Raw genomic sequence first — 26,494 nt, 5'->3', positions numbered from 1 at the left:
GTTCAGGATTCTGCCCGGCGGAGCAGCCGCGCGTCCCGGGAGGACCCCGACAACAGATGCAGCCGCAGAGCCAGTTGGAGTTCCAGCGCCCGGTCCGGCTCGTTCCAGTCGCGGCCCAGCAGCACCTGGACCCGGTCCAGCCGCTGCACCACCGTGTTGACGTGGACGTGCAGCTCGTCCTTGGCCCGGATCAGGCTGCCGCCCGCCCCGAAGTACGCACTCAGCGTCCGCACCAGATGCGTGCCGCGCTGCGCGTCGTACTCCAGCAGCGGCCCCAGCGTCGCCGCCACGAAGCCGTCCACGTCCTGCGCGTTGCCCAGCACCACGCCCAGGAACCCCAGCTCCTCCACGCACGCGCCCTCGCCCGTCCGCCCCAGCACCCGCATCGCCCGCAGACAGCGCGCCGCCTCCGCGTAGGCGGCGGCCAGCTCCCCGGCGCCCCGGGCCGGACCGGCGGCCGCCACCGTGACCGGGGCCTGGGCCAGCTGCCCCAGCTGGGCCGCCGCCGCCCGGGCCGCCGCACCCGCATCCGTACCGGTGTCCTCCGTCAACAGCACCACAGCGCCCGCGTGTTCGGCGCTCACGCCTTGGTGCTCGCCGCCGAACAGGAAGCGCATCGCGGCCGGGGCGAGGCGCTCGCGGGCCACGGTCTCCGCCACGAGCAGCAGATGCGGGCGGTCCAGGTCGATGCCGAGACGGCGGCCCCGCTCGGCCAGCCCCGCCGGGTCGCGGGCCGGGTCCGCGAGCAGGTCCGCGATCAGCTCGCCGCGTATCCGGTTCTCCGTCTCGGCCACCGTCCGCCGCAGCAGCAACAGCAGCCCCGTCACCACCGCCGACCGCTCGAACAGCCGCCGGTCCGAGTCGTCCAGCGGGCGGGCCCGGTGCAGGACGAGCCCGGCCAGCAGCTCGTGACCGGCGAGCACCGCGCACACCACCCGCCCGTCGCGGTGCACGGCCCGCGCCCCGGTACGCGACTCCTCGGCCGCCTCCGCCAGCCAGCCCGCGTCCATGCTGTCGGCGGCGAAGTCCGTCCCGTCCGGGCGGACCGCGGCCAGCGGGCGGCCGCCCGGGTCGTGGATGGTCAGCGGCGAGCCGAGCAGCCCGGCGACCGCCGCCGCCACGTCCTTGACGTCCCGGCCGCGCAGCACCAGGTCGGTGAGCCGGTCGTGTGCCTCCTCCGCCCGCGCCATCGCCGCCGAGTGCGCCCGCACGGAGGCGTTGGCCTCGGCCAGCTCCGCGTTCGCCTCGGCCAGTCCGGCCAGCGCCGCCGTGGTGTCGGCGAGCGCGCGGGCCGTGTCGATGGCGATCGCCGCGTGCGCGGCCAGCGAGCAGAGCAGGGCCACCTCGTCCGGGCTGAAGACCCGGGGCGACCGGTCCGCCGCGAACAGGACGCCGATCACCTTTCCCGTACCGCCCCGGCTCGACCCGAGCAGCAGCGGCACGCCCAGGATCGCGACCAGGCCCTCGTCCAGCACCCCGGCGTTGATGTTGCGGGTGTGGCGGAAGCGGTCGTCCGTGCGGTAGTCCGGTGTCGCGTACGGGCTCGCCGTCTGCGCCACCAGACCGCCCAGGCCCTCGCCCAGTTCCAGCCGCAGCCGCTGGAAGAGCACGGAGACCGATCCGTCGGTGACCCGCATGTAGGTGTCCCCGGCCTCCTCGTCCGGCAGGGTCAGATACGCGGTGTCCGTGCCCAGCAGCATCCTGGCCCGCCGCACGATCGCCTTCAGCACGTCGTCCAGGTCGCGCGAGGCCGCCAGGTCCCCCGCAGTGTCGAACAGCGCGGTGAGCTGGGCCTCGCGCCGCCGGTGCTGGCGCAGCGCGCTCCTGATCCGCAGCGCGGTCGCCGTCGCCCGCTCCACCTCCGCCAGCTCATCGGCCGGCGCCCCGTCCGCCCGCGCCTGCGAGGAGACCGCCCCCAGCGCCTCGGCCGGGGCGTCGTCGGCCAGCAGGTCGAACAGGCGCCGGAGATGGGGCGCGGCGGAGGGGAGCGGTTCAGGCATGGCGTCCAGGGTCCTCGGGGGTTCGGGGCGGCGGGTCAGTTCGCGGTCCAGCCGCCGTCCATGGAGAGCGAGGAGCCGGTGATGTGCCCGGTGCGCGGGCCGCACAGCCACAGGACCGCCTCGGCCACGTCCGCCGGCTCGATCAGCCGTTTGACGGCGCTCCGCTCCAGCATCACCCGCCCCACGACCTCCTCCTCGGAGATCCCGTGCGCCCGGGCCTGGTCGGCGATCTGGTTCTCCACCAGCGGGGTGCGCACGTATCCGGGGCAGACGCAGTTGCTCGTCACCCCGTGCTCCGCCGCTTCGAGCGCGACCACCTTGCTCAGCCCCTCCAGTGCGTGCTTGGCCGTCACATAGGCCGATTTGTACGGGCTCGCGCGCAGTCCGTGCACCGACGAGATGTTGACCACGCGCCCCCAGCCGCGTTCGTACATGCCCGGCAGGGTCCGGCGCAAGACGCGGAACGGCGTCTCCACCATCACGCGCTGGATCAGCGCGAACCGGTCCGGCGGGAACGCGTGCACCGGCGCCACGTGCTGGATGCCCGCGTTGTTGACCACCACGTCCACATCGGCGGGCAGGGTGTCCACGACGTCGGGCTCGGACAGGTCCACCACCCAGGGCGTCCCGCCGATCTCCTTCGCCAGCCGCTCGGCGGCCTCACCGGCCCGGTCCACGACGTGCACATGGGCGCCCGCGGCGGCGAGCGCCTGCGCACAGGCCCGTCCGATGCCGCTCGCCGCCCCGGTCACCAGCGCGGTGCGCCCGGCCAGGACGGATTCTGCGGGCGCCTGCGCGGGGGCGGCGGCGGGCTGGTGATCCGGTCTGCGGGAAGTCTCCATGGCCGTCACCGTAGGTACGCGCGGGCCCTTGTCACACGGCGTCGGTGCACACACCCGCGTACCGGGGCATGGTGGCGGCGTACATGGTGCGCGCTCCCCGGCGGCCGCCGCGCCGGGGCCCGTGGGGGCCCGCCGTCGGGGGCCGCCGCCGCACCCCGCCGCGCAAGGGCGTCGAGGCACACAGCGGGGCCCGGGGTGTGGCCACCGGTCCCATGGGCGGGGGCTGGTGGCGCTCGTAGGTTCCGGCAGCAACCCGTACCCCCACGGCAGGAGAGAGCACCCGTGCGCCCACCGATCCTGAAACGCCTCTGCCGCCGCGTCGCGGCGACGGCCGTCCTCGGCCTGCTCGCGGCGACGCTGAGCGTCACCGCCGCGCAGCCCGCCGCCGCGGCCGCCGGCCTCCAGCAGGTGACCGGCTTCGGCTCCAACCCCGGCAACCTCCAGATGTACGCGTACACCCCGGCAGGACTCCCCGCGAACGCCCCCCTGGTCGTCGCCCTGCACGGCTGCACGCAGACCGCGAACGCGTACTACACCGGCTCCGGCTGGCCCAAGTACGCCGACGAGTGGGGCTTCGCCGTCGTCTTCCCGCAGACCACGTCGGCGAACAACGCGCTGTCCTGCTTCGGCTGGTTCGACCCGAACGAGGACACCCGGGGCAAGGGCGAGGCCGCGTCGATCGTGCAGATGGTCGACTACGCGAAGAAGACCTACGGCTCCGACGCGGACCGGGTGTACGTCACCGGGCTCTCGGCGGGCGGCGGGATGACCGCCGACCTGCTCGCCGCCTACCCGGACGTCTTCGCGGGCGGCTCCGTGGCCTCCGGGCTGCCCGCCCAGTGCGCGACGAGCCAGGCCGCCGCATCGGGCTGCCAGACGGGCCCGCAGAAGCTGACGCCCGCGCAGTGGGGCGACAAGGTCCGCGCCGCCCACCCCGGTTACAGCGGTCCGTGGCCCCGGGTCGCGATCTGGCAGGGCACCGCGGACTACACGGTCTACCCGGCCAACGCCACGGCCCTGCGCGACCAGTGGACCGACGTGTGGGGCATAGGCCAGACCCCGTCCTCCACCGACTCCCTCCCCGGCAGCACCACCCGCACCGTCTACAACGACGCCTCGGGGAAGCCGGCCGTGCAGATGTACTCGGTCTCCGGCATGGGCCACGGCCTGCCCGTCAGCCCCGGTTCGGGCGACCGGCAGTGCGGCTCGACGGCCGCGTACTTCCTGAACACCATCTGCTCCACGTACTACACGGGCGTCTTCTGGGGCCTGGACGGAGGCGCCGAACCAGGTGACCCGGGCGATCCCGGCGACCCGGGGGATCCGGGCGACCCCGACCCCGCGCAGTGCTACACCGCCACCAACTACGCCCACGTCACGGCGGGCCGGGCGCACATGTCCGGCGGGTACGTCTACGCCAACGGCTCGAACCAGAACATGGGTCTGTACAACGTATTCGTCAGCCACACCCTCAGGGAGTCGCCCGCCGGGTACTACGTGATCGCGGACAGCGGCTGCACCGGCTGAACGCCACGACGACGCGGTTTTTCCGCGGCTGCCCGCCCCGGCAGCCGCGGAAAAACCGCGTCGTCGTCATTCCGGCCCGCCGACGCATGCCTCCGGAAAGCACGGGCATGCGAACGGAAGCCATGACGACGGAGGCCGGACAGGCAGCGGCACTCCCCGGCGACAGGGGAAGGATGAGTACCGAAAAGGACACCGGAAAAGAGCAGGAAGAAGAGCGCGTCGACGCGCTCACCGCGATGCGGCAAGCCGCCGCACAGCTCACGGAAATGCTCCAGTGCGAGCCCGATTCCGTCTCCGCTGTGAAGGCCACCGACAACGGCTGGTCGGCGGACGTCGAAGTGGTCGAACTGGAGAGGGTTCCGGACACGATGAGCGTGTTGGCCTCCTACCGGGTGCAACTCGACCCACGAGGAAGGCTCATGTCCTACGAACGCGTGCGGCGGTATGCCCGGGGGCAGATCGACCGTCGCTGAGGAACTCCGTCGTCGAACGAAAAGATCACCGAAAGGAGTTCCCATGACACTCGTGCAGCAGAGCAATGCGACGTCCGGCGGGAGCGGCGGCTCGGGAAATCTCTACGACGTTCTTGAGCTCATACTCGACCGCGGTCTGGTCATCGACGCATTCGTCCGCGTCTCCCTGGTGGGCATCGAAATCCTCAAAATCGACGTCCGCGTGGTGGTCGCCAGCGTCGACACCTATCTGCGGTTCGCCGAGGCATGCAACCGGCTCGATCTCGAATCCGGCCGCAAGGCCCCGAGCCAGCTCACCGACCTGGTCGGCGACATGACGGAGAACGGCGCCAAGGGGAAGTCCAAGGGCGCGCTCACCGGAGCCGTCGAGGCGTTCAGCGAATCGTTGCAGGGCAAGCGCGAGGAGCCCGAGGAGGAGGCGCCGCGCAAGCGGACCGCCCGCAAGTCCACGTCCAGCCGCCAGACCCAGCGACGCGAGGAGTAGCAGCAGTGCCCACGTACATCTACGCCATCACCGGCGCCGGCCACCCGTTGCCGCTGGACGGGCTGCGGGGGGTCGGCGACCCGCCCGCGGTCCTGCGGGCCGTGCGCACCGACCGCCTGGCCGCGGTGGTCAGCGACGCCCCGCCCGGGCTGCGTGCGAAGCGCCGGGACGTCATGGCCCACCAGGGCGTCCTGGAGGCCCTGATGGAGCAGGGCGCCACCCTGCCGATGCGCTTCGGCCTGGTGGGGCCGGGCGACGACGAGGTCACCGCGGCCCTGGAACGGGAGGCCGACGCCTACGGCCAGCGGCTCGCGGAACTGGACGGACAGGTCGAGTACAACTTGAAGGCCCGCCGCGACGAGGACGACCTCCTGCGGGAGATCATGGCCGAATCCGAGGAGATACGGCAGCTCAACGAGCGCGCCCGCGCCCGAGGCAGCCGGGACGACCAGCTCGCGCTGGGCGAACTGGTGGCCCGTGAGGTGAGCGTCCGCCACGCCAGGGAGGCCGAGGAGGTCGCCGGCCGCCTGGCGGACGTCGTGAGCCGCAGCGGTCCCGCGGAGCCGGCGCCCCAGGACTTCCTGAACGTGTCCTTCCTGGTGCCCCGGGCGAAGACCGACACCTTCCTGGCGGCGGTCCGGCGGGAGGCCGACCAGCGGGGCGACGCCTACGCGTACACCCTCACCGGGCCGCTGCCGCCGTACAGCTTCGTCTGACGGTCGCGGCCCGTCCGGATCCAGGAGCGGAGGCGATCCGCCGCATGGGACTCATCACCCAGCTGCTGACCCTGCCGCTGGCTCCCGTCCGGGGGACGGCGTGGGTCCTCGGACAGGTCGTCCAGGCCGCCGAGGAGGAGTACTACGACCCCGAACCGGTGCGCGCGCAGCTCGCGCAGCTGGAACAGGAGCTGAACAGCGGGCTCATCGGGCCCGAGGAGTTCGACCGGCGCGAGGACGAACTGCTCGACCGGCTCGACGAGATCGAGGCTTACCGCAACGGCGCTCGGCAGACGCCGTGAGCAGCTTCGGACCACACACGACCGAGGGAGACCCGAGGTGCATCACAGATGACGAAGAACGCCAAGATAGGCGCGGCTCTGGTGGGCGGATACCTGCTGGGCCGCACGAAGAAGGCCAAACTCGCCGTGGGATTCGGCATGTTCCTCCTCGGCAAGAAGTTCGACCTCGACCCGAGGCGCATCGGCCGCATGCTGGCCGAATCGCCCGCCCTGGGTCCGCTCAACGACCAGGTCCGCAAGGAGCTGGTGGACGCCACCAGGACGGCGGCCACCAAGGCCGTCACCCAGCGGGCCGGCAGCCTCGCCGAATCCCTGCAACGGCGCACCCAGTCGCTGGAGGCGGGCCCCGGTGCCGAGGACGACGAGCCGTTGGAGGACGCCGAGGACACCGAGGACACCGAGGACCCGAGGGCTTCCGGCGGTGACGGGGACGAGGAGGGGGAGGGCCGCGACGAGAAGCCGAAGCGCGGTGGCTCCGCCCGCAAGCCCGCTGCCTCGGCCAGGAAGGCAGCCCCGAAGACCCGGCCCGCCTCGGGCGGCAGCCGCTCCGCGAGCGCGGGGAAGACCGGGAAGGCCGCCGCGCCCGCCCGTAAGCGTGCGGGCGGGGCCGCCAAGGCCGCGACCTCCAGGACGCGCAAGGCCCGGGGAGGCAGCGATGCCTGACTCCGCGATCAAGGGCATCAAGGACGACGTCGTCGGGAGCCCGGCCGCCGAACGGCTCAAGGAAGAACTGCAGAACTACCTCCGCGCCCGCGCCGAGCACACGGTGACCCAGCTGGGGCACCGGCTCGGGGAATCGGTGTCCAAACTCGCCGAGCCGGGCAGCGGGGGCGGTGCTCTGAAGAGCCTCGCCAAGGGCGGACAGGCCCTCAAGGACGGCAAGTCACCCGCCCAGGCGGCGATCGGTGCGGGCGCCTCCCACCTCAAGGACAAGGTGAAGGACAAGGTCAAGGGATTGTTCGGCAAGGGGCGCAAGTCCGGCGGCGGAAAGTCCAAGAGCGTGACCGTCGTCGAGGACATCGACGTCGGCGTGCCCGTCCGCGAGGCATACGACCAGTGGACCCAGTTCCAGGAGTTCAGCACGTTCGCCAAGGGCGTCGTGAGCGTGGAGAAGGCCGACGACACCACGAGCAACTGGAAGGTCAAGGTCGCCAAGTCCACCCGCAGCTGGAAGGCGAACGTCACCGAGCAGGTGCCGGACGAACGCATCACCTGGACCACCGAGGGCGCCAAGGGAACCGTCAAGGGCGTGGTCACCTTCCACGCGATCACCGACGACCTCACCCGCGTCCTGCTGGTCCTGGAGTACTTCCCCAAGGGGCTGTTCGAGAAGACCGGCAACATCTGGCGTGCCCAGGGCCGTCGCGCCCGGCTGGACCTGAAGCTCTACCGCAAATTCATCATGATGCGCGGTGAGGCCACCGACGGCTGGCGGGGCGAGATCCGCGACGGCGAGGTCGTCGTCAGCCACGACGAGGCGATCGAGGAAGAAGAAGCCGACGGCCAGGAGCCCGAAGGCGGCTTCGAGGACGAGGACGAGGACGACGGCGCCCGCGACGAGGCGGCCGAGGACGAACCGGTCGACGACAGGGCGGACGGCTTCGAGGACGGCGAGGAAGAGCCGCTGGAGGACGAACTCGCCGACGAGGACGGGGAAGCCGACGACGAACCCGCCGACGAGGACGAGGAGCCGGCGGACGAGTTCGAGGAGCCCGAGGACGGAGCCGAACCGTCGGACGAGCCCGCCGACGAGGACGAGCCCGCCGACGAGGACGAGTCCGGCTACGAGGACGAGCCCGCCGACGAGGAGGAGTCCGCCGACGAGGAGGAGTCCGCCGACGAGGAGGAGTCCGGCTACGAGGACGCCGAGGAGGAGGAGGCCGAGGAGGAGCCGGAGGACGAGGAGCCCCGCCCGGCCCGCCGCTCCCGCCGCCGGACGGCCGCCGCCCGCCGCTGACCCGGGCAGCGCCCGGCCCGCGTACCGACACCCCATGAAAGGCGTGAGAGACCGTGTCCGATTCACTCGCCGGCCGGCTGCCGGCCCCGCCCAGGGGAAGCTCCCCGGCGTACGGGCAGGGCTCGTCGGCCAACCTCGCCGACATCCTGGAAAGGGTGCTGGACAAGGGTGTCGTCATTGCCGGTGACATCCAGATCAACCTGCTCGACATCGAGCTGCTCACCATCAAGCTCCGGCTGCTCGTCGCCTCGGTCGACAAGGCCAAGGAAATGGGCATCGACTGGTGGGAGCACGATCCGTCGCTCTCCTCACGAGCCCGGCCCCCGCGCGAGAGCGAGGCGCGCCCCGGGGACGGCGCCCTGGCCGAGGAGAACGAGCGGCTGCGGGCCGAGCTGGCCCGGCTGCGGTCGGCCGCAGGGCTCCCCGAGGCGGCGAGCCCTCCGGAGGAGCAGGCCCGGACGGCGGGGGAGGATGAGCGATGAGCACCCGGACGGACACGCCGGACGGCGCACGGCTGACCTATGTCTACGCGGTCGGGCGGGAGGGCGCCGCACTCCACGGGCTCGCCTCCCGCCTGACGGGCGTGGACGGCCGCCCCCTGTACCCGGTGAGCGCGGGCGGGCTCTGCGCACTCGTCTCCCGGGTACCGGCGGACACCTTCGGAGCGCGGGGCCTGTCCGCACAGCTGGAGGACCTGGCACGGCTCGAAGCGCTCGCCCGGACCCATCACGCCGTGGTGGACGGCGCGTTCGCCGAGACGTCGGTGCTGCCGATGCGGCTGGCCACGGTCTACCTGGACGACGCCCGGGTCGCGGACATGCTGCTCCGGCGACGCGAGGCGTTCGAGGGCCTGCTGGGCCGCCTGGAGGGGCACGTCGAGCTCGGGATGAAGGTCTACGCCGACCCCCGGACCGCCGGTACCCCGGCTCCGGCCGCCGTGACGTCCACCGGGGCCGGAGCCGGACGGGCCTATCTGGAGCGGCGCCGGGCGACACGGCGCAGGGACCAGGACGCCTACCGGGCGGCGTCCGACCTGGTCGCCCGCGCCGGGGAGCTGACGCGGGACGCCGTCGCCTCGCGCGTGGTCCACCGCCCCCAGCAGGGGCAGCTCGCCGCCCACCCCGGCGTGAACGTGGCCAACGAGGCGTATCTCGTCCCCCGGGCCCGCACCGAGGAGCTGCGCCGGACACTGAGCGGCCTGGCCGACGGCGTCCCCGGGGTGTCGGTCGAGGTGACGGGCCCCTGGGCGCCCTACTCGTTCGCCACCGCCACCCCGGAGGAGCCGGACGGCGGTGAGGGGCCGTGAGCGCGGACCTCGTCGGAGGGGTCCTCGGCCCGTCCGAGGCGCGGGAGGGCCCGCCCGTCGCGCTGATCGACCTCTTGGACCGCCTCCTGAACGGCGGGGCGGTGCTCACCGGCGACCTGGTCCTGTCCATCGCCGACGTCGACCTCGTCCACATCAACCTGCGAGCGGTGATCCGGTCGATCACCGGCGAGGAGCCGGCGCCGTGGTGAGTCCGTGGGCCCTCGGGGCGTTCCACCGCATCACCCGGACGAGGAGGAGGACGGCATGAGCGAGAGCAACGGCGGACGCGGCGCGCCCGCTCCCCCCGCCGCCGTGGCCGAAGCCGTGGCGGAGGCGGCGGCCCAGTCGTTCGGGCTCGGCCCCGCGCATCCGGACGACCGCCCCGCCCCGTCCGGCGCGCGGAGGCTGGAGACCGACCCGGACACCGTCGAGCGGGACCTCATGAAGCTGGTGCTCACCATCGTCGAACTGCTTCGCCAGCTCATGGAGCGCACGGCCCTCCACCGCGTCGACCAGGGCGACCTGACCGAGCATCAGGAGGAGCGGGTCGGCATGACGCTGATGATCCTGCACGAGCGCATGACCGAATTGTGCGACCGGTACGACCTGACGATGGACGATCTCAATCTCGACCTGGGGCCGCTCGGCTCCCTGCTGCCCCCCAGTGGCGCGTGAGTCGGCCGCACCCAGGTTTTGTCGCGACACCCGAGGCAAGGAGGACGCCATGACCGCAGAAAAGGAAACCAAGAACTCCACTGGGAGCAAGGGGCGCACCACCGCTGCCCGTAAGACGACCGGTACGGCGAGAAGGACGGCCGGTGCCCGGGGAGAGCAGGCGAAGTCCGCGGCGGACGGTGCGAAGTCCACGGCCGCCAAGGCGAAGACCGCGGCCGCGGACGCCAAGGACTCGGCCGCCGAGAGCGCGAGCGAAGCCGGTGGATTCACCCAGCGCGCCGGTCAGGCCGCCGTCTCCGGTCTCCAGAACGGGCGGCAGTTGGTGACGGCCAACGTCGCCAGGGTCGGGAGCGTGGCCACCACCGCCTGGACGGCCATCAAGCTCAGGAAGGCGATAGCCGCGGGCGCCGCCGTGAGCGTGGTGAGCATCGTCGGCGTGGCCTTCGCGACCGGACGCGCGACCGCCAAGCCGCGTACGGGCCCCCTGACCCGGCTGGCGAACGGCAGGATCTGATCCGCCGGTACGCGGCCCGGGGGCGGGGGCGGGGCGGGGGGGCCCCCCCCCCCCCCGCGGCCCGGGGGGGGGGGGGGGGGGGCCCCCCCCCCCCCCCCCGGCCCCCGCGGCCGTGTCAGCCGCCCCCGCGGGCGAGGGCCGCCAGGCGGTCGGCGACCTCGCGTGCGCCCCGGTCGCCCGTCAGGACCGTGTAGTGGTTGACGTCCTTCACCGCGACCGGCTCCACCCGGGTCCCGTCCACACCGGCGGCGGCGAGCCTGCCCTCGTCGTACAGGCCCTGCTCCTCGTCCATCAGGCCGCGCGCGGCCCACAGCAGCGTCGCGTCGACGGGCAGCTTCCGCACCGCCGACAGGACCTCCTCGTCGAACAGCCCGACCCCGTCCGTGCGGACCGCCTCGATCCGGCAGGACGAGCGCAGCCCCGGCTCCTCGCCGGTCAGGTCGCGCTGGATGTACGCGTCCACCTCGTCCGACCACCCATCGGCGAACGCCGGATGCGCCTGCCAGAACGCGCGGTAGGCGGCCCGGTCCGGGAAGGTCATCGACAGCCGGTCCATCGCGGGGCCGATCACCGCCGTCATCAGCTCGTCGGGCGTCAGGTGCGTCGGGGCCGGGAAGCCGATGCCGCCGTCCACGAGCAGCAGCGGCCCGAAGCGGTCCGGGTGGCGCACCGCCGCGAGTGCCGCCACGAACGCGCCCATCGAGTGGCCCGCGAGCACCACCCGGTCCCGGCCCAGGGCCTCGGCCAGCGCGGCGACGTCGTCGGTGTGCGCGGCGATCCCGTACGGGCCCGGCAGGTGCGCGCTCCCGGCCCGGCCGCGCAGATCGGGGGCGACCAGCGTGGCCCGGCCGTCCAGCAGCCGGGCCACCGCCGCCCAGGACAGGGCGTTGGAGGTGATCCCGTGCAGGGCCACCACGACCGGCGCCTCCGGGTCGGCGGCCGGCCACCGCACGGCCGCCAGGGAGCCCCCGCGCACGGGGACCGCGATCTCTTCGTACTCTGCGAGCGGGCTCAACTGACTCCGTTCTCCTTACGGTTCGAGGCTGCTGCCCTCAGCCGGGCCGGCAACCGGGCCAGGCCGCCCGGCAGCAGATGTACCACGGCCACGAACACCACGCCCAGCAGGAACAACGGCTGCGACAGCGGTACGCGCAGGACCGCCGGCAGGTCCGCGACCGCGCCCGACCCGGCGAGATCGCCCAGCCGGTGGTCGGCCCAGGTGTAGAGGATGCCGCCGACCATCGGGCCCCAGCGGGTGCCCGAGCCGCCGAGCACCACCATCACCAGCAACGACAGCGTGAAGTCCGACGTGGTCGTCTGGGGGGTGGAGCCGCCCGTCAGCAGCAGGTGCACGATCCCGCCGAGCGCGGCGAGCGCCCCCGCGACCACGAAGGCCGTCAGCTTGAACCCGTACGGCTTCAGTCCGAGCACCTCCACCCGGCGCTCGTTCTCCTTGATGCCCTCCCAGACCCGGCCGGTGGGGGAGTGGACCGCCCAGTGCACGACGCCCAGGGTGAGGACGAGGTAGGCCAGCGCGATCCAGTACAGGTTGGCGGTGTTGTCGATGCCGACCAGCGAGGACGGCAGCAGGTCCGACGGGGCCGCCCGGCCCTCCTCGCCGCCGGTGACCCCGCCGGGGTCGCGGGAGACCAGGATCGAGCCCGCCTGCGCGAAGGCCAGGGTCACCATGGAAAAGCCGATCCCGGTCACGCGCAGGCTCACCGCTCCCAGGGCCAGGGCGAGCGCGATTCCGAAGAGCAGCCCGAGGACCGTGGCGAGCGCGAACGGCAGCCCCGCCTCAAGGAGGAACAGATTGGTGGCGTAGCTGCCCGCCGCGAAGTACAGCGCGTGCCCGAAGGAGAGCAGCCCGGTCCGCCCGAGGAGCAGGTCGTAGCCGGTGGCAAGGGCGCCGAACAGCAGGCAGGTCGCCAGGAGTTGCAGGCTGCCCGCCGAACCGGGCGGCCCGTCGAGCAGGCCCGGCACCGGCACCGCGCTGAACGGGGCGGTCACCAGGACGAGCAGGACGGCGGCGGGCCACCAGCGCAGCGGGCGGAACCCCCCGGCGGGGACCGGCCCGGCGGCGGTGCGCCCGGCGGTGCGGTCGGGTGTGTCGGTGGCGGTGCTCACGCGAGCCTCCCCGTCAGTCCGCGCGGCCGGATCAGCAGCAGCGCGGCGAGCAGGACGACGACCGCCAGGTCGCCGAGCCCCGCTGCGGTGTAGTAGTTGGCGAACTGCTGGACCAGGCCGATGACCACGGACGCCACGGCGGCGCCGGTCACCGAGCCCATGCCGCCGGTGACCACGACGACGAACGCGAAGATCAGCAGCGAGGTCCCCTGGCGCGGGTCGACCGAGCCGAAGTACAGCCCGCCGAGCGCCCCGCCCAGCGCCGCCGCGCAGCCGCCGATCGCGAAGACCAGCGTGAACGCCTTGCGGACGTCGACGCCGAGCGCGGTGACCATGGCCCGGTCCTCGACACCCGCCCGGACCACCAGCCCGTGCCGGGTCCGCCCGAGGAACAGCCGCAGCGCGACCAGCACCACGACCGCCGCGCCCACCAGGACCAGCCGGTTGACCGGGACCCGCGCACCCAGCAGCCCGAAGGTGCCGGACAGCGCGTCGGGCCCGGGGAAGGTGTGGGCGTCCGAGCCCCAGATGCCGGAGAGCAGCGCGGGGACCGCGAGCCCCACCCCGACCGTGGCGAGCACCTGTTCGCGCGGCCGGGTGTAGAGCGGGCGGACGACCGCGAGTTCGAGGAGCACGGCGGCCGCGGTGCCCACCGCCGTACCGAACAGGACCGCGAGCGCGAAGCCGGCGCCGCCGGGGCCCGCGCCGGGGAGATGGCCGGACGCGGCCCACCAGGTGCCGTACGCGCCGATGGACAGCAGCGCCCCGTGCGCGAAGTTGAGCACGTCCATCAGGCCGAAGATCAGCGAGAGTCCGGACGCGACGAGGAAGTAGAGGGCCCCCAGACCGAGTCCGGTCATGGTGAGCAGGACGAGGGTGGACATCAGGAATCCGCCTTCACGGAAGGGTGTGCGGGGAGCGGGCCGTGGCCCACGCCGAGCAGCGTGCGGGCCGCCTCCGGGTCACCCAGCAGCTCGGCGGCCGGGCCCCGGTGGGCGGTGCGGCCGTCGGCGAGGACCACGCAGTGCCCGGCCAGCCGGCGCACCACGGCGAGGTTCTGCTCCACGAGGAGCACCGGCACCGCCTCGGCGGCCCGCTCCAGCACCTGGGCCACCTCGGTGACGACCTTCGGCGCCAGCCCCTTGGTCGGTTCGTCCGCGATGATCAGCCGGTTGGCGTTGAGCAGGGTGCGCCCGATGGCCACCATCTGCTGCTGACCGCCCGACAGCGTTCCGGCCAACTGCCGGGCCCGCTGCTTGAGTTCCGGGAACAGCTCGTGGACCAGGCCGTACGCCGGTTCGCCCGCGCCGGGCCGCTCGGCGAGCCGCAGGTTTTCCGCGACGGTCAGCCCGGCGAAGACGCCCCGGTCCTCGGGGGCGTAGCCGATGCCGCGCCGGACCAGCGCGTGTGTGGGCAGGCCCGCGGTCTCCTCGCCGCCGAGCCGGACGCTCCCGGTGCGCGGGACGAGCCCGAGGATGCCCCGGACCGTGGTGGTCTTCCCGGCGCCGTTGCGCCCGAGGAGCGCGGTGACGCCGTGCGCGGTGACGTCGAGGCCGACGCCGTGCAGGATGTGGCGGCCGCCGATCAGGACCCGCAGATCCCGTACGTCCAGGAGGGGTTGCTCCGTCACAGCCCCTCCCCGAGGTAAGCCTGCTGCACGACCGGGTCGGCGGTGACCGCCTCCGGGGTGTCCAGGGCGAGGAGCCGGCCGTGGTGCATCACGGCGAGCCGGTCGGCGAGGCCGAGCAGGACGTCCATGTGGTGTTCGACCATGAGGACCGTGCGCCCCTCCTCGCGGTGCAGGGTGCGGATGAGTTCGGTGAGGGCGGGGACCTCCTCGGCGCTCACCCCGGCCATCGGCTCGTCGAGCAGCATCAGCCGGGGCTCGCCCACCAGCAGCACGGCGAGCTCCAGCTTCCGCTTCTCGCCGTGCGACAGCTCGCCCGCCGTGGCCTCCGCCCGGTGGCCGAGGCCGGTGCGTTCCAGGACGCCGGCCACTTCGGCGGTGTACGGGTCGGCGCGCCGCCACAGCCGGTACGAGCCGCCCCGGGCCGCCTGCGCGGCGAGCCGGACGTGGTCGGCGACGGTCATCGCGGGCCACAGGCTGGAGGTCTGGAAGGTCCGGCCGATGCCGCGCCGGGCCCGGACGTGCGCGGGCCGGTCCGTCATCTCGGTGCCGTCCAGCTCGATCCGCCCGGCGGTCGGCAGGTTGAGCCCGCTGATCAGGTTGAACAGCGAGGTCTTGCCCGCCCCGTTGGGCCCGATGAAGGCCAGGAACTCGCCCTCGCGGACGCTCAGTGAGACGTCCTGGACGATGGTGGCGCCGCCGACGCTCCAGCCGAGGCCGTCCAGCCGGAGCACGGGCGCCTCCCGGCCCGCCGGGCTCGCCTGCCCGAGGGTGTGGGGTGCGGTCACGGTTCAGCCCGCCGCGGGCTTCACGGGCGGCGCGACGGCGGCCGGCTGCTCGGTGTCCAGCAGCTTCGGCTCGGCCGTCTTGCCCTTGCCCTCCAGCTTGGCCACGAACATCGGCTGGAGCAGCGCGTGGTCCTCGCCGCGCACCCGGGTCGGTCCCTTGACCCCGTCGAAGCTCCAGCCCTCCAGGGCCTTCACCATCGCGGCGGTGTCGGTGGCGCCGCCCTCCTCGATGGCGTGCACGATCATCTGGGCGGCCGTGAAGCCGTCCGGCGTGAACAGGTCGGGTCTGCCGCCGTCCTTCTCCACCGCGTCCAGCATCGCCTTCTCCACGGCGTTGTTCCCGCCCGCGCCCGGGAAGTAGTGCGCCAGGAACGACACCTTGGACCCGGCCGCTCCGAAGACCGGGTACGAGGCGGTGCCGGCCAGGCCGGTGACGACCTTGCTCGCGCCCAGCACGCCCTGCTGGTCCAGCGCGGTCCACAGCGCCGGGGCGGTGGAGCCCGCCCAGGCCACGAAGACGAGATCGGGGCCGCCCGCCTTGACCTGCCGGGCGAACGGCGTCAGGTCCGTCGCGCTGGGCGGCGCCAGCACCGAGCCGACCTCGGCGCCCTTCCCGCCGAGCACCGCCTTCACGGCGGCCACGTTGGCCTGGCCGAAGGTGGAGTCCTGGGCGAGCACCGTGACCTTCTTGCCCTTGGCGCCGCCGAGCATCGTGCCCGCCGTCAGGATGTCCTGGTAGGACTGGCGGCCGGAGCGGAAGGTGTAGTCGTTGATCCCGGTCACCGCGTCGGTGGCGGCCGGTCCGCTGACGTACAGCACCTTGTTCTGCGCGGCGAGCGGGGCCATCTGGAGGGCGACGCCGGAGTCGGTGGTGCCGGCCAGCACCTTGTAGCCCTTGCCGATGAGGTTCTTCGCGGCGGAGACGGCCTTGCCCGGGTCGCCCGCGTCGTCCTGCTCGGTGACCTCGACGGGATGTCCGGCGACCTTCCGGGTGCCCTTGGTGGCGTAGTCGAGACCGGCCATGAATCCGTCGCGGTACTGCTTGCCGTAGTCGGCGAGGAGCCCGGTCCGTGAGTACACCAGGCCGACCTTGACGGCCTCGTCGCCGGCGGACTTCGCGGTGTCGGAACCGCCCGCCTTCCCGGCGGCGGTGCAGCCCGTCAGCAGCAGGCCGGCTGCTGCCAGGACGGCGACGGTACGGATGTCACTGAGGGATCTGCGGGGTCTGCTGGCGGTACGGCTGCGGGGCATGGTGACCGGCTCCTCGGCGTGTTCCTGTGATGTCGCCGAACCGTATGAACACCGCGCCGCCGTCGATATGGTGCAGGGAACCCCACCTCGCCCCCGGGGCGTGTGGGTGCCGCACATGGCAGTCGCTTCAGGGGGCCGCCGGGCCGACCAGCCGGCACACCGTCTCGATGTCCGTGCGGACCTCCGCGTCCGACGCCCGGCCGGCGAGCCAGGTGATCAGCGCGGAGTGCCAGGTGTACTCGATCACCCGGACGGCGGAGAGCTGGCCCGGCGTCGGGTGGCCGGTGCCCATCGCGTCCAGGATGATCGCCGTCGTGAGCCGTGAGACGGCGTCGACCTCGCTGCTCGCGCTCCGGTCCGCGAAGGTCAGCGCGCGCACCATGGCGTCCGCCAGCTGCGGTTCGCGCTGCATGGCGCGGAACGCCCGCAGCAGGGTCCTGGCGACCCTGGCGGCCGCGTCGTCCCCGGCCGGGGGGTGCTCGCGGAGGGTGCCGCGGAGCTGCTGGAGGCGGTCGTGCAGGGTGGCGACGAGGAGGTGGATCTTGGACGGGAAGTACCGGTACAGCGTGCCGAGGGCGACCTCGGCCGCCTCCGCCACCTCGCGCATCTGGACGGCCTCGAAACCGCCCCGGCCGGCCAGCTCGGCGGTGGCCCGCAGGATGCCGCGGCGGCGGGCCTCCTGGCGTTCCGTCAGGGGCGGCGATGCCGGTCTGGCTTCCGCTGTCATGTGTCCCGTCCCGTGGCCAGGGTGTGTGCCGTGGCGTGAATCACCTGATCCGGCCGTTGCACCGACGCTACCTGCCGGTAGATTCGTAGCTCATTGAACTACCCAGTCTGAAACTTGTTCTAGATTAGCGTCGGCGGTTACGCTCCGGCGAACACGCAGTGAGAAGGGGGCCGAGTGTGACCGCTGAGGCCGTTGAGTCGGGCCCCCGTACGGGCGTCGCCGCACCGGGCACGGGCCCCGGCGACGGACCCCTGCGCATCGCGCTCCTCACCTACAAGGGCAACCCCTTCTGTGGCGGCCAGGGCGTCTACGTACGGCACCTCGCCCGCGAACTCGCCCGCCTCGGCCACCGCGTCGAGGTCATCGGCGCCCAGCCCTACCCGGTCCTCGACGAGGGCGTCCCGCTCACCGAGCTGCCCAGCCTCGACCTGTACCGGCAGCCCGACCCGTTCCGCACCCCGAGCCGCGGCGAGTACCGGGACTGGATCGACGCCGCCGAGGTCGCCACCATGTGGACCGGCGGCTTCCCCGAACCGCTCACCTTCAGCCTGCGGGCCCGGCGCCACCTCGCCGCCCGGCGCGGCGAGTTCGACGTCATCCACGACAACCAGACCCTCGGCTACGGGCTCCTCGCCGACCTCGGCGCGCCCCTGGTCACCACGATCCACCACCCCATCACCGTCGACCGGCAGCTGGAGCTGGACGCCGCGACGAGCCGGCGCCGCCGGGCGTCCGTGCGCCGCTGGTACGGGTTCACCCGCATGCAGAAGCGGGTCGCGCGCCGGCTGCCGTCCGTGCTCACCGTCTCCGGCTCCTCCAAGCAGGAGATCGTGGACCACCTCGGCGTCGACCCGCGCCGCATCCGGGTCGTCCACATCGGCGCCGACACCGATCTGTGGTCGCCCGACCCCTCGGTCCCCGAGGTCCCGGGCCGCATCGTCACCACGTCCAGCGCCGACGTCCCGCTCAAGGGCCTCGTCCACCTCGTGGAAGCCCTCGCCAAGCTCCGCACCGGCAACCCCGCCGCCCACCTGGTCGTCGTCGGCAAGCGCGCCGAGGACGGGCCGGTCGCCCGGGCCATCGAGCGGCACGGCCTCGCGGACGCCGTCGAGTTCGTGAAGGGCATCAGCGACTCCGAGCTGGTCGACCTGGTGCGCGGCGCGCAGATCGCCTGCGTCCCCTCGCTGTACGAGGGCTTCTCGCTGCCCGCCGCCGAGGCCATGGCCACCGGCACCCCGCTCGTCGCGACGACCGGCGGCGCCATCCCGGAGGTCGCCGGACCCGACGGGAAGACCTGCCTCGCGGTGCCGCCCGGCGACCCGGGGGCCCTCGCCGACGCGCTCGGCCGGCTGCTCGGCGACGCGGAGCTGCGCGCCCGGCTCGGGTCGGCCGGCCGCGAGCGGGTGCTCGCCCGGTTCACCTGGAAGCAGGCCGCCATCGGCACCGCCGAGCTCTACCGGCAGGCCATCGCCGCCCGCGCCGCCACCGGCCCCGGCGGCCGGCGGTGACCCCGGACCGTCCGCCGGGTCCCTGACCCCGTCCCCCCTCCCGACCCCCGACCGCGAAAGCAGGCACTCGTGCTGACCGTGGACTTCACCCGCTTCCCGCTCGCCGCCGGCGACCGCGTGCTCGACCTGGGGTGCGGCGCCGGACGCCACGCCTTCGAGTGCTACCGGCGCGGCGCCCAGGTGGTGGCCCTCGATCAGAACGGCGAGGAGATCCGCGAGGTCGCGAAGTGGTTCGCCGCGATGAAGGAGGCCGGGGAGGCCCCGGAGGGCGCCACCGCCACCGCCATGGAGGGCGACGCGCTCAACCTGCCCTTCCCCGACGAGTCCTTCGACGTCGTGATCATCTCCGAGGTCATGGAGCACATCCCCGACGACAAGGGCGTCCTCGCCGAGATGGTCCGCGTGCTGCGGCCCGGCGGCCGGATCGCCGTCACCGTCCCGCGCTACGGCCCCGAGAAGGTCTGCTGGGCGCTGTCCGACGCCTACCACGAGGTCGAGGGCGGCCACATCCGCATCTACAAGGCCGACGAACTCCTCGGCAAGATGCGCGGCGCCGGCCTCAAGCCGTACGGCACCCACCACGCGCACGCCCTGCACTCCCCGTACTGGTGGCTCAAGTGCGCGTTCGGCGTCGACAACGACAAGGCGCTGCCGGTGAAGGCGTACCACAAGCTCCTGGTCTGGGACATCATGAAGAAGCCCGCCCTGACCCGGGTCGCCGAGCAGTTGCTCAACCCGGTCGTCGGCAAGAGCTTCGTGGCCTACGCGACCAAGCCGCACCTGCCCCTCGCCGCCGCAGCAGCAGCCGAGGCCGAGGCGTGAGCCTTCCCGAGCGGACCGAACACCTCGTCCTGCCGGGAGTCCTCACCGCCGCGCAGGCCGCCGAGACCGTCGCCGCGCTGCGCGCCGTGCAGCGCCCGGACGGTGCCATCCCGTGGTTCCGCGGCCACCACCTCGACCCGTGGGACCACACCGAGGCCGCCATGGCCCTGGACGCGGCCGGCGAGCACGCCGCCGCGGAACGCGCGTACGAGTGGCTGGCCCGCCACCAGAACGGCGACGGCTCCTGGTACGCCGCCTACCACGACGGCGACGCCGGACAGCCGACCGACCGGGGCCGGGAGACCAACTTCTGCGCCTACGTGGCCGTCGGCGTCTGGCACCACTACCTCGCCACCGGTGACGACGCCTTCGTGGACCGGATGTGGCCCACGGTCTACGCGGCCGTCGAATTCGTCCTGGGCCTCCAGCAGCCCGGCGGCCAGATCGGCTGGAAGCGGGAGGACGACGGCACGCCCGTCACGGACGCGCTGCTCACCGGCTCGTCCTCGGTCCACCAGGCCCTGCGCTGCGCGCTCGCCATCGCCGAACGCCGCGAGGAGCCGCAGCCCGACTGGGAGCTGGCGACCGGGGCCCTGGGGCACGCGATCCGCAACCACCCGGAGCGCTTCCTCGACAAGAGCCGCTACTCGATGGACTGGTACTACCCGGTGCTCGGCGGCGCCGTCACCGGCGCGGCGGCCACGAAGCGCATCGAGGAGGGCTGGGACCGCTTCGTCGTCCCCGGGCTCGGGGTGCGCTGCGTGCTGCCCAACCCGTGGGTGACCGGCGGTGAGAGCTGCGAACTGGCCCTGGCCCTGTGGGTGATGGGCGAGTCCGACCGGGCGCTCGACATCCTCCAGTCGGTCCAGCACCTGCGCGCCGAGGGCGGCATGTACTGGACGGGTTACGTCTTCGAGGGCAACCGTGCCTTCTGGCCCGAGGAGCACACCTCCTGGACGGCCGGTTCGCTGCTGCTGGCGGTGGCCGCGCTCGGAGGGGACGAGGCGACCACCGCCGTGTTCGGCGGGGACCGGCTCCCGAAGGGGCTTGAGCCGGACTGCTGCGGCTGAGGGCTTGCGTCAGCGCCGGACGCGGCCTGCCACGGCGTGCCCGATGAACAGGTACACCAGGGCGGCGAGGCCGTAGCCGGCGACGACGTTGGCCCACGCCTTGTCGAACGTGAACAGGTCGTACGACCAGCCCGCGAGCCACCTGGCGGTGTCCCGCACGAACTCGACCAGTTCGTTGCCCCGGTTCGCGTCGAGGAGGTACATCAGGATCCACAGGCCGATGATGAAGGCCATGACGTCCGCCACGAGGGCGATGACACGTGCTGCGGTGATGCTGTTGCCTCTGCTGTAGGACATGGTCTCCGCTTTGCCGCTCCCGCCCGGCCGAAACCCGTCGCCCCGACCCGTACGGCCGCGCAGCGGTGGCGGGTTGCCCGGGGCGCGGCCAGCCTGGCGGGGAGTGCCGGGCCCCGGCACCCGCTCCGCCCGGCCAGGGAGGTCCGCCGTGCCCCGACCCGTACCGCTCCGCCGCCCGCTCCTCGCGCTGCTGCTGGCCTGCACCCTGCTGGCGGGCGCCACCGCGTGCGGGAGCGACGAGGAGGGCGGCGGTACGAGCAGTTCGGCGTCGCCCACCGGCACCTCGTCGGCCGAGGCGCAGAAGTGGGCCAAGACCAGGTTCGTCGCCAACGCGGGGCTCGCCGCGGGCGCCACGTACCAGTGGATCGTGAAGCCGTACCGGGCCGGGAAGTTCAAGAAGGGCACCGACGGGCGCACCCTCGCCCTCGTCAAGGCCGGGCTCGCGGGCACCTTCGCCTACAACCGGCTGAAGGCCGCCACGGAGAACGCGAAGGGCGACCCGCTGCTCTCGAAGGCCGTCGCCCCGCTCACCGCGGGCATCGCCTCGCTCAAGGGGCTCACCGCCAAGGTCCGCAACGGCGATGCGGACGCCGGTGACATCGGCTCGTTCGAGGACGTCATCAGCGGCATCAAGGACGCCGGGAAGAGCGCGGGCGCCGACGTGAAGGACAAGGTCCCGTCCACCTCGCAGCTCGGCGGATAACCCCATGTGAAACGGGGTCGGCGACATTAGGGTGCGGGCATGGGACTTCTGACGCACGAGCGCTACTGCGATGAAATAGTCCGGCTCACGGGGGAGTTGAGGGGCACTCTCCGGGACGCCGACCTCGGCGCGACCGTGCCGACCTGCCCCGACTGGACCCTGCGCGAACTGGCCGAGCACGTCGGCCGCGCCCACCGCTGGGCCGGCGAGATCGTCCGCACCCGGGCCGCCGACGAGGTCCCGGACGACAAGGTGCCGGACAACAGCCCCGGGAGCGAGGACCCCGCGGCCCTCGACGCCTGGCTCGCCGACGGCGCCGCCGGCACCGCCGCCGCACTCCGCGAGGCCGGACCGGACACCGGGGTGTGGTCCTGGGCCTGGGACCACAGCGCCGGCTTCTGGGCCCGCCGCATGGCCCTGGAGACCGTCGTCCACCTCGCCGACGCGGCCCTCGCCGCACAGGTCCCGTACACGATGACGCCCGAGCTGGCCGCCGACACCATCGACGAGTGGCTGGAGATCGTCCGCTTCGCCCAGGACCACTACGAGGACCCCGAGAGCGCCGAGCTGCGCGAGGACGGCCGCACCCTGCACCTGCACGCCACCGACGTGCCCGGCGCCGAGTGGCTGATCGAGCTCGGCGCGGACGGCGTCACCTGGACGCGGGCGCACGGCAAGGCGGACGTGGCGCTGCGCGGCACGCTCACCGACGTCATGCTCGTCTTCAACCGCCGCCTCGCCCCGGACAGCGACCGCGTCGAGGTCCTGGGCGATGCCGGGCTGCTGGACTTCTGGCTGGCGCGCACGTCCTTCGGCTGACGGGACCGGCCGGTGTGCGGGCGCGGCCGCGCTGGGCCAAGCTGGACGGGCGGTCACTCCGGCCGTCCCGTCCCGCGAGGAGGTGCCGATGGACCCGGTCCGGGCCCTGGAGCGGATCGCCTTCCTGCTGGAGCGCGGCAGGGCGGTCACCTACCGCGTCCAGGCGTTCCGCACCGCCGCGCGCACCGTCGCCGCGATGGACGACGGCGAGGCGGAGCGGCGCGTGGCCGACGGCTCGCTGGAACGGGTCAAGGGCATCGGCCCCCGCACCGCCCAGGTCATCCGCGAGGCCGTGGCCGGGGAGACCCCCGGCTATCTGGAGCGCCTTGAGTCCGAGGCCTCCGGCGCCGGACCCCTCGCGAAGGGCGGCGAGCACCTGCTCTCGCTGCTGCGCGGGGACTGCCATACGCACTCCGACTGGTCGGACGGCGGCAGCCCCATCGAGGAGATGGGCCGCGCGGCGGCGGAACTGGGCCACGACTGGACGGTCCTCACCGACCACTCGCCCCGGCTCACCGTCGCGAACGGCCTCTCGCCGGAGCGGCTGCGCCGACAGCTCGCCGAAGTGGCCGAACTCAACGAGCGCTGGGCGCCGTTCCGGCTGCTCACCGGCATCGAGTGCGACATCAACCTCGACGGCTCCCTCGACCAGGAGGAGGACCTGCTCGAACAGGTCGACCTGGTCGTGGTCTCCGTCCACTCCAAACTCCGCATGGACGCCGCCCCGATGACCCGCCGCATGGTCGCCGCCGTCCGCCATCCGCAGGCGAACGTCCTCGGCCACTGCACCGGCCGCCTCGTCACCGGACGGGGCCGCCCCGAGTCGTCGTTCGACGCGGACGAGGTCTTCGCCGCCTGCGCCGAGGCGGGCACCGCCGTCGAGATCAACTGCCGGCCCGAACGCCTCGACCCGCCCCGCCGGCTCCTGCGCCGGGCCGTGGCGGCGGGCACCCTGTTCGCTGTCGACACCGACGCGCACGCACCCGGCCAGCTCGACTGGCAGGCGTACGGCTGCGCCCGCGCCGAGGAGTGCGAGGTCCCGCCGGAACGCGTGGTCACCACCTGGACGGCCGACGAGCTGCTGCGCTGGACCCGGAAGGGCAAGGCCCCCGAGCGCGCGGCGGGGTGAGTACCGGCACACGGCAGCGGCCCCCGCCCGGAAGGGGCGGGGGCCGCTGTGACGGACAGGGGTGCGGGCGTCAGCCTCGCTGGATGCCCGTGGTGTCCTGGAGGACGCCGCGACGGCCGTCCTGCGTCTGGGCGATCAGCGCCGATCCGCGCTGCTCGACCGCGAGGTACCAGGTGCCCGGCGCCAGCTCGGCGATCGGGGCCTGCGAACCGTCCTCGCTGTACAGCTGGCGGGCCACCGGCACCGCGAACCAGAACGGGGTGAAGTCACCGGCGCCGCCGGCCGCCGGAGCGGCCGGAGCCTTCTGCGCCTCGGGCTGGCCCGGCTGCTGCGCACCGTACGGCTGCGGCTGGCCCGGCTGCTGGCCGCCGAAGGCCGGCTGCGGACCGCCCGGGTAGCCGTAGCCCTGGCCGGGCTGGCCACCGTACGGCGGCTGCACGGCCTGCGGGTTCGGGGCACCGGCGAGCGGGGCCTTGAGGGCCGGGACCAGCGGCGAGGCGACCGCGCCGGCGGCCAGCGCCAGCGCGGCGATGAAGCCGAGGATCAGGCCGGCGCCCGCGTCGATCTGGCCCAGGTCGATGATCGTCCAGAACATGTTCCACGCGGTGAACACCGTTGCGGCGACACCGAACTGGGCGAGGTCGAGACCTGCGACCTTGCGCGGCTGGGGCTGGGAACGGGAGAGCACGATCAGCGCTGCGCCGATCACTCCGACCATGTAGACGCCGATGCCGTTGCCCAGGAAGTCCCAGGCGTTGGGGGCGTCGGTGGCGGCGTTTCCGTAGTCGTAGTAGTCGAGGAACGAGGCGATGAACAGCACGACCGCTGCTCCGATCACCACGCCATCGCCTCGAGTGAGGGAGCGGATATTCACGTGAAGGTCCTTAGTCGATCGTCTCGTCGGGGCGGTCGTCGTTGCCGCCGGATGCACGGCGGGCAAGGCTCGAAGCTCGGGAACGGCTCCCCATCGTAGGGATGAATCTATCGTCTGGCCGGGCGGGTTGTGTTCCTGCCCGGTTGGTGCGGGAACATCCTCCCGAATTCATCGCAGAATCACCCCTTGCCTACCCCTTGAGGTAGCTGCTGATACCGTCCGCGATGCCCCGGGCCGCCTTCTGGCGCCAACCCGGGCTGGTGAGCAGGGCGGCGTCCTTGGGATCACGCATATTGCCGCATTCGATGAAGACTTTGGGCACGGTCGACAAATTAAGTCCGCCGAGATCCCCGCGGACATCCAAACCCGTTTTGCCGCCCACGTAATTGGAAGGGGAACTTCCGGTACTGCGTACGAACAGACCGGCGATACGGGTGCCGAGATCGCGTGAAGGGGCCACGATCTTCGACGTGTCCGCACCGCCGCCGCGTACGCGTGCGGGAAGGATCACATGGAACCCCCGGTTTCCCGCGGCCGATCCGTCCGCGTGCACCGAGACCACCGCGTCCGCGTGCGCCTGGTTGCCGATACGCGCCCGCTCGTCCACACACGGCCCGAACTCCCGGTCCCCGTCGTACGTCAGGAGCACCGTCGCGCCCTGCGCCCGCAGCAGGTCCCGCAGCCGGTGCGCGACGTCGAGGGTGAACTCCGCCTCCGCGTAACCCCCGTTGGTGGCCGTCCCGGTGGTGTCGCACTCCTTGCGGCCGGTGCCGATGTCGACCTGGCGGTTGATCGCGGCGGTGTGCAGGTGGTTGCGCGGGTTGTGCCCGGGGTCGATGACCACGGTCCTGCCGGACAGCGGTCCGTCGGGCGCGGACGACGGCTTCGAGGGGGACTTCGCCGGGGACCGCGACGGCGACGGGGCGGCCTTCGTGGGCGCCGGGGACGGCGAGGCCGGTGCGGTCGGGGCGGCCGGGGTGGCGGCCGCACCGCCGCTCGGCCCGGCCTGGGCCTGCGCGGTGCCGTCTCCGTCGCCGCAGCCGGTCAGGCCCAGGCACAGCACGGCAGCGGCGGCGGCGAGCCGGAGCGGGTGGCGTGGGGTGGGGGGAAGGCTCTCGTGGTGACGCACCCGGCGATGTTATCGGCCGGTCCTTGCCCTGTCCGGGGCGTCCGCGGACCGGCCGGGAACACCCCGTAAACAGGGCCCTTCGGTCAGATGCCCGGTCCGGTGCGGCGCAGCACGCGCAGCGAGTCCGTCACGGACACCTCCGTGAACGCGCCCGATTCCAGCGCCCGCAGATACACCCGGTACGGGGCCTGGCCGCCGTGTGCCGGGTCCGGGAACACGTCGTGGATCACCAGCAGCCCGCCCTCGGCGACATGCGGGGCCCAGCCCTCGTAGTCGCCGTTCGCGTGCTCGTCGGTGTGGCCGCCGTCGATGAAGACGAAGCCCAGCGGGCCGCCCCAGACCGCCGCCACCTGCGGCGAGCGCCCGACGAGCGCCACCACGTGGTCCTCCAGGCCCGCCGCGTGCAGCGTCCTGCGGAAGGTGGGCAGGGTGTCCATCCGGCCGACCTCCGGGTCCACCACGGTCGGGTCGTGGTACTCCCAGCCGGGCTGCTGCTCCTCGCTGCCCCGGTGGTGGTCGACGGTGAGCGCGGTGACACCGGCGGCCCGCGCCGCGTCGGCGATCAGGATCGTGGAGCGCCCGCAGTAGGTGCCGACCTCCAGCAGCGGCAGGCCGAGCGCGGCGGCCTCGGTGGCCGCCTCGTACAGCGCGAGCCCCTCGACCACCGGCATGAAGCCCTTGGCGGCCTGGAACGCGGCGAGAATCTCCGGCTTGGGCTCGGCGGCCACGGTGTTCCTCCTGGTGGGACGGGTAGGGCGCCATCGTGCCGTACGCCCCCGCCGAAGGTACCGGCGGGGGCGTACGGAAGGGGTGTGTGAGCGGGCCGG

32 protein-coding genes are annotated in these 26,494 nt (G+C 73.3%); 19 read left to right on the top strand and 13 right to left on the bottom strand.

Features of this window, described 5'->3' with window-relative positions:
- Nucleotides 1-2 precede the first annotated feature (2 nt).
- Both ACZ6C6_RS02795 and ACZ6C6_RS02790 read right to left on the bottom strand, forming a co-directional pair.
- A complete protein-coding gene (locus tag ACZ6C6_RS02795) occupies nt 3-2,000 on the bottom strand; it encodes a helix-turn-helix domain-containing protein (RefSeq protein ID WP_469198387.1) in 1,998 nt (665 codons plus the stop codon).
- A gap of 35 nt (nt 2,001-2,035) precedes the next feature.
- Entirely contained in the window at nt 2,036-2,842 is an 807-nt protein-coding gene (locus tag ACZ6C6_RS02790; protein WP_469198381.1) for a 3-hydroxybutyrate dehydrogenase, read from the bottom strand.
- A 44-nt stretch (nt 2,843-2,886) separates the two neighbouring features.
- Here ACZ6C6_RS02790 and ACZ6C6_RS02785 point away from each other — a divergent pair, with 44 nt between their 5' ends.
- From ACZ6C6_RS02785 to ACZ6C6_RS02725, 13 genes are all read left to right on the top strand, one after another.
- On the top strand, nt 2,887-3,081 hold the full coding sequence (locus ACZ6C6_RS02785) for a hypothetical protein (protein ID WP_469198379.1): 195 nt from the start codon (nt 2,887-2,889) through the stop codon (nt 3,079-3,081).
- Nucleotides 3,082-3,124: 43 nt separating this feature from the next.
- Nucleotides 3,125-4,369: an extracellular catalytic domain type 1 short-chain-length polyhydroxyalkanoate depolymerase gene (locus tag ACZ6C6_RS02780; RefSeq protein WP_469198377.1), complete on the top strand. Its 1,245-nt coding sequence runs from the start codon at nt 3,125-3,127 to the stop codon at nt 4,367-4,369.
- Between the two features lie 122 nt (nt 4,370-4,491).
- On the top strand, nt 4,492-4,842 hold the full coding sequence (locus tag ACZ6C6_RS02775; protein WP_469198375.1) for a gas vesicle protein GvpO: 351 nt from the start codon (nt 4,492-4,494) through the stop codon (nt 4,840-4,842).
- 43 nt (nt 4,843-4,885) lie between these two features.
- Nucleotides 4,886-5,326, top strand: coding sequence for a gas vesicle structural protein GvpA (locus ACZ6C6_RS02770; protein ID WP_469198373.1), 441 nt, complete (start codon nt 4,886-4,888; stop codon nt 5,324-5,326).
- Nucleotides 5,327-5,331: 5 nt separating this feature from the next.
- Nucleotides 5,332-6,042: a GvpL/GvpF family gas vesicle protein gene (locus ACZ6C6_RS02765; RefSeq protein ID WP_469198371.1), complete on the top strand. Its 711-nt coding sequence runs from the start codon at nt 5,332-5,334 to the stop codon at nt 6,040-6,042.
- Between the two features lie 44 nt (nt 6,043-6,086).
- The gene (locus tag ACZ6C6_RS02760) at nt 6,087-6,344 is read left to right on the top strand and encodes a gas vesicle protein GvpG (protein WP_469198369.1); all 258 of its coding nucleotides are present in this window, start codon (nt 6,087-6,089) and stop codon (nt 6,342-6,344) included.
- A 48-nt stretch (nt 6,345-6,392) separates the two neighbouring features.
- On the top strand, nt 6,393-7,007 hold the full coding sequence (locus tag ACZ6C6_RS02755; RefSeq protein ID WP_469198368.1) for a hypothetical protein: 615 nt from the start codon (nt 6,393-6,395) through the stop codon (nt 7,005-7,007).
- Nucleotides 7,000-8,301, top strand: coding sequence for an SRPBCC family protein (locus ACZ6C6_RS02750; protein ID WP_469198366.1), 1,302 nt, complete (start codon nt 7,000-7,002; stop codon nt 8,299-8,301). The genes ACZ6C6_RS02755 and ACZ6C6_RS02750 overlap by 8 nt, the downstream gene beginning before the upstream one ends.
- A gap of 53 nt (nt 8,302-8,354) precedes the next feature.
- Nucleotides 8,355-8,783 (top strand): gas vesicle protein, encoded by a 429-nt coding sequence (locus ACZ6C6_RS02745; protein WP_469198364.1) that lies wholly within the window; start codon nt 8,355-8,357, stop codon nt 8,781-8,783.
- Nucleotides 8,780-9,607: a GvpL/GvpF family gas vesicle protein gene (locus tag ACZ6C6_RS02740; RefSeq protein ID WP_469198362.1), complete on the top strand. Its 828-nt coding sequence runs from the start codon at nt 8,780-8,782 to the stop codon at nt 9,605-9,607. The genes ACZ6C6_RS02745 and ACZ6C6_RS02740 overlap by 4 nt, the downstream gene beginning before the upstream one ends.
- A complete protein-coding gene (locus tag ACZ6C6_RS02735) occupies nt 9,604-9,816 on the top strand; it encodes a gas vesicle protein (protein WP_469198360.1) in 213 nt (70 codons plus the stop codon). The genes ACZ6C6_RS02740 and ACZ6C6_RS02735 overlap by 4 nt, the downstream gene beginning before the upstream one ends.
- A 55-nt stretch (nt 9,817-9,871) precedes the next feature.
- A complete protein-coding gene (locus ACZ6C6_RS02730; RefSeq protein ID WP_469198358.1) occupies nt 9,872-10,282 on the top strand; it encodes a gas vesicle protein K in 411 nt (136 codons plus the stop codon).
- A 49-nt stretch (nt 10,283-10,331) separates the two neighbouring features.
- Nucleotides 10,332-10,796 (top strand): hypothetical protein, encoded by a 465-nt coding sequence (locus ACZ6C6_RS02725; RefSeq protein WP_469198356.1) that lies wholly within the window; start codon nt 10,332-10,334, stop codon nt 10,794-10,796.
- Nucleotides 10,797-10,911: 115 nt separating this feature from the next.
- Here ACZ6C6_RS02725 and ACZ6C6_RS02720 read toward each other — a convergent pair whose 3' ends face one another.
- From ACZ6C6_RS02720 to ACZ6C6_RS02690, 7 genes are all read right to left on the bottom strand, one after another.
- Nucleotides 10,912-11,811 (bottom strand): alpha/beta fold hydrolase, encoded by a 900-nt coding sequence (locus ACZ6C6_RS02720; protein WP_469198354.1) that lies wholly within the window; start codon nt 11,809-11,811, stop codon nt 10,912-10,914.
- Nucleotides 11,808-12,923 carry a branched-chain amino acid ABC transporter permease gene (locus ACZ6C6_RS02715; protein ID WP_469198352.1) on the bottom strand — a complete coding sequence of 372 codons (1,116 nt, stop codon included), beginning with the start codon at nt 12,921-12,923 and terminating at the stop codon, nt 11,808-11,810. The genes ACZ6C6_RS02720 and ACZ6C6_RS02715 overlap by 4 nt, the downstream gene beginning before the upstream one ends.
- The gene (locus tag ACZ6C6_RS02710) at nt 12,920-13,807 is read right to left on the bottom strand and encodes a branched-chain amino acid ABC transporter permease (protein ID WP_469198350.1); all 888 of its coding nucleotides are present in this window, start codon (nt 13,805-13,807) and stop codon (nt 12,920-12,922) included. Before ACZ6C6_RS02710 ends, ACZ6C6_RS02715 begins: the two co-directional genes overlap by 4 nt.
- Nucleotides 13,807-14,553 carry an ABC transporter ATP-binding protein gene (locus ACZ6C6_RS02705; protein WP_469198348.1) on the bottom strand — a complete coding sequence of 249 codons (747 nt, stop codon included), beginning with the start codon at nt 14,551-14,553 and terminating at the stop codon, nt 13,807-13,809. The genes ACZ6C6_RS02710 and ACZ6C6_RS02705 overlap by 1 nt, the downstream gene beginning before the upstream one ends.
- Nucleotides 14,550-15,338, bottom strand: coding sequence for an ABC transporter ATP-binding protein (locus ACZ6C6_RS02700; RefSeq protein WP_469198346.1), 789 nt, complete (start codon nt 15,336-15,338; stop codon nt 14,550-14,552). Before ACZ6C6_RS02700 ends, ACZ6C6_RS02705 begins: the two co-directional genes overlap by 4 nt.
- 3 nt (nt 15,339-15,341) lie before the next feature.
- Complete coding sequence (locus ACZ6C6_RS02695) at nt 15,342-16,589, bottom strand: substrate-binding domain-containing protein (RefSeq protein ID WP_469198344.1); 1,248 nt, start codon at nt 16,587-16,589, stop codon at nt 15,342-15,344.
- A gap of 127 nt (nt 16,590-16,716) precedes the next feature.
- Entirely contained in the window at nt 16,717-17,316 is a 600-nt protein-coding gene (locus tag ACZ6C6_RS02690) for a TetR family transcriptional regulator (RefSeq protein WP_469198342.1), read from the bottom strand.
- Between the two features lie 176 nt (nt 17,317-17,492).
- Here ACZ6C6_RS02690 and ACZ6C6_RS02685 point away from each other — a divergent pair, with 176 nt between their 5' ends.
- From ACZ6C6_RS02685 to ACZ6C6_RS02675, 3 genes are all read left to right on the top strand, one after another.
- Nucleotides 17,493-18,824 (top strand): glycosyltransferase family 4 protein, encoded by a 1,332-nt coding sequence (locus tag ACZ6C6_RS02685; RefSeq protein ID WP_469198340.1) that lies wholly within the window; start codon nt 17,493-17,495, stop codon nt 18,822-18,824.
- 69 nt (nt 18,825-18,893) lie between these two features.
- Nucleotides 18,894-19,646, top strand: a complete 753-nt coding sequence (locus ACZ6C6_RS02680) for a class I SAM-dependent methyltransferase (protein ID WP_018103413.1) — start codon at nt 18,894-18,896, stop codon at nt 19,644-19,646.
- The gene (locus tag ACZ6C6_RS02675; protein WP_469198338.1) at nt 19,643-20,716 is read left to right on the top strand and encodes a prenyltransferase/squalene oxidase repeat-containing protein; all 1,074 of its coding nucleotides are present in this window, start codon (nt 19,643-19,645) and stop codon (nt 20,714-20,716) included. The genes ACZ6C6_RS02680 and ACZ6C6_RS02675 overlap by 4 nt, the downstream gene beginning before the upstream one ends.
- A gap of 9 nt (nt 20,717-20,725) precedes the next feature.
- Here ACZ6C6_RS02675 and ACZ6C6_RS02670 read toward each other — a convergent pair whose 3' ends face one another.
- A complete protein-coding gene (locus ACZ6C6_RS02670) occupies nt 20,726-21,013 on the bottom strand; it encodes a hypothetical protein (RefSeq protein WP_405897523.1) in 288 nt (95 codons plus the stop codon).
- A 148-nt stretch (nt 21,014-21,161) separates the two neighbouring features.
- Here ACZ6C6_RS02670 and ACZ6C6_RS02665 point away from each other — a divergent pair, with 148 nt between their 5' ends.
- The 3 genes from ACZ6C6_RS02665 to ACZ6C6_RS02655 all read left to right on the top strand — a co-directional run bounded on the left by ACZ6C6_RS02665 (nt 21,162) and on the right by ACZ6C6_RS02655 (nt 23,664).
- Nucleotides 21,162-21,716 carry a hypothetical protein gene (locus tag ACZ6C6_RS02665; protein ID WP_469198335.1) on the top strand — a complete coding sequence of 185 codons (555 nt, stop codon included), beginning with the start codon at nt 21,162-21,164 and terminating at the stop codon, nt 21,714-21,716.
- A gap of 39 nt (nt 21,717-21,755) precedes the next feature.
- Nucleotides 21,756-22,535 carry a maleylpyruvate isomerase family mycothiol-dependent enzyme gene (locus ACZ6C6_RS02660; RefSeq protein WP_469198333.1) on the top strand — a complete coding sequence of 260 codons (780 nt, stop codon included), beginning with the start codon at nt 21,756-21,758 and terminating at the stop codon, nt 22,533-22,535.
- Nucleotides 22,536-22,623: 88 nt separating this feature from the next.
- Complete coding sequence (locus tag ACZ6C6_RS02655; protein ID WP_469198331.1) at nt 22,624-23,664, top strand: PHP domain-containing protein; 1,041 nt, start codon at nt 22,624-22,626, stop codon at nt 23,662-23,664.
- 70 nt (nt 23,665-23,734) lie between these two features.
- On the opposite strand, the gene ACZ6C6_RS02650 is transcribed toward ACZ6C6_RS02655, so the two are convergent.
- From ACZ6C6_RS02650 to ACZ6C6_RS02640, 3 genes are all read right to left on the bottom strand, one after another.
- Nucleotides 23,735-24,505: a hypothetical protein gene (locus tag ACZ6C6_RS02650; RefSeq protein ID WP_469198329.1), complete on the bottom strand. Its 771-nt coding sequence runs from the start codon at nt 24,503-24,505 to the stop codon at nt 23,735-23,737.
- A 223-nt stretch (nt 24,506-24,728) separates the two neighbouring features.
- Nucleotides 24,729-25,667, bottom strand: a complete 939-nt coding sequence (locus tag ACZ6C6_RS02645; RefSeq protein WP_469198327.1) for an N-acetylmuramoyl-L-alanine amidase — start codon at nt 25,665-25,667, stop codon at nt 24,729-24,731.
- A gap of 83 nt (nt 25,668-25,750) precedes the next feature.
- Nucleotides 25,751-26,395 (bottom strand): class I SAM-dependent methyltransferase, encoded by a 645-nt coding sequence (locus ACZ6C6_RS02640; protein ID WP_469198325.1) that lies wholly within the window; start codon nt 26,393-26,395, stop codon nt 25,751-25,753.
- Nucleotides 26,396-26,494 lie beyond the last annotated feature (99 nt).

It is taken from the genome of Streptomyces sp. NPDC041814 (assembly GCF_055590565.1).
The sequence above is the reverse complement of the archived record's forward strand: the minus strand, read 5'-3'. Positions and strand labels throughout refer to the sequence as shown.

Bases quoted from the DNA above. Each gene is read 5' to 3' on its own strand.
- ACZ6C6_RS02795 (WP_469198387.1), bottom strand. From the start codon at position 2,000: ATGCCTGAACCGCTCCCCTCCGCCGCGCCCCATCTCCGGCGCCTGTTC.
- ACZ6C6_RS02790 (WP_469198381.1), bottom strand. From the start codon at position 2,842: ATGGAGACTTCCCGCAGACCGGATCACCAGCCCGCCGCCGCCCCCGCG.
- ACZ6C6_RS02775 (WP_469198375.1), top strand. From the start codon at position 4,492: ATGACGACGGAGGCCGGACAGGCAGCGGCACTCCCCGGCGACAGGGGA.
- ACZ6C6_RS02770 (WP_469198373.1), top strand. From the start codon at position 4,886: ATGACACTCGTGCAGCAGAGCAATGCGACGTCCGGCGGGAGCGGCGGC.
- ACZ6C6_RS02760 (WP_469198369.1), top strand. From the start codon at position 6,087: ATGGGACTCATCACCCAGCTGCTGACCCTGCCGCTGGCTCCCGTCCGG.
- ACZ6C6_RS02755 (WP_469198368.1), top strand. From the start codon at position 6,393: ATGACGAAGAACGCCAAGATAGGCGCGGCTCTGGTGGGCGGATACCTG.
- ACZ6C6_RS02750 (WP_469198366.1), top strand. From the start codon at position 7,000: ATGCCTGACTCCGCGATCAAGGGCATCAAGGACGACGTCGTCGGGAGC.
- ACZ6C6_RS02740 (WP_469198362.1), top strand. From the start codon at position 8,780: ATGAGCACCCGGACGGACACGCCGGACGGCGCACGGCTGACCTATGTC.
- ACZ6C6_RS02730 (WP_469198358.1), top strand. From the start codon at position 9,872: ATGAGCGAGAGCAACGGCGGACGCGGCGCGCCCGCTCCCCCCGCCGCC.
- ACZ6C6_RS02725 (WP_469198356.1), top strand. From the start codon at position 10,332: ATGACCGCAGAAAAGGAAACCAAGAACTCCACTGGGAGCAAGGGGCGC.
- ACZ6C6_RS02710 (WP_469198350.1), bottom strand. From the start codon at position 13,807: ATGTCCACCCTCGTCCTGCTCACCATGACCGGACTCGGTCTGGGGGCC.
- ACZ6C6_RS02695 (WP_469198344.1), bottom strand. From the start codon at position 16,589: ATGCCCCGCAGCCGTACCGCCAGCAGACCCCGCAGATCCCTCAGTGAC.
- ACZ6C6_RS02690 (WP_469198342.1), bottom strand. From the start codon at position 17,316: ATGACAGCGGAAGCCAGACCGGCATCGCCGCCCCTGACGGAACGCCAG.
- ACZ6C6_RS02670 (WP_405897523.1), bottom strand. From the start codon at position 21,013: ATGTCCTACAGCAGAGGCAACAGCATCACCGCAGCACGTGTCATCGCC.
- ACZ6C6_RS02660 (WP_469198333.1), top strand. From the start codon at position 21,756: ATGGGACTTCTGACGCACGAGCGCTACTGCGATGAAATAGTCCGGCTC.
- ACZ6C6_RS02655 (WP_469198331.1), top strand. From the start codon at position 22,624: ATGGACCCGGTCCGGGCCCTGGAGCGGATCGCCTTCCTGCTGGAGCGC.